This is a genomic window from Chromobacterium sinusclupearum, from assembly GCF_002902845.1.
GTDB classification, from domain to species: Bacteria; Pseudomonadota; Gammaproteobacteria; order Burkholderiales; family Chromobacteriaceae; genus Chromobacterium; species Chromobacterium sinusclupearum.
In genome coordinates this window covers 1-209 of the sequence record NZ_PPTF01000079.1, presented here as the reverse complement: position 1 = coordinate 209, position 209 = coordinate 1, and the positions used below count along the sequence as shown (strand labels likewise).

Annotated in this window: 1 protein-coding gene; it reads right to left on the bottom strand. The window is 68.4% G+C overall.

Annotated elements, in window-relative coordinates; all coding sequences use genetic code 11:
• A partial coding sequence (locus C2134_RS21615; protein ID WP_158248820.1) for a hypothetical protein occupies positions 1–209 on the bottom strand: 209 nt, incomplete at both ends.

The following is a 209-nucleotide window of genomic DNA, read 5'->3' as shown; positions in this document are numbered from 1 at the left end:
CATTGCCGAGCGCGTTGCTTTGCGTCGCGGACACGCTGACGGCTTGGCCATTGGCCGGTTCCGGAATGCCGAGGCTCAGCACGCCATTGGCGTAACTGGCGGTCACCGCCGGGTTGCTGCTGGTCACCGAGCCGTCGCTATGGACGGTGACGCTGCTGCTCGCGCCGCCATCGCTGATCGAGACCTGGGCGCTGCCGCCGTTGGCGAGG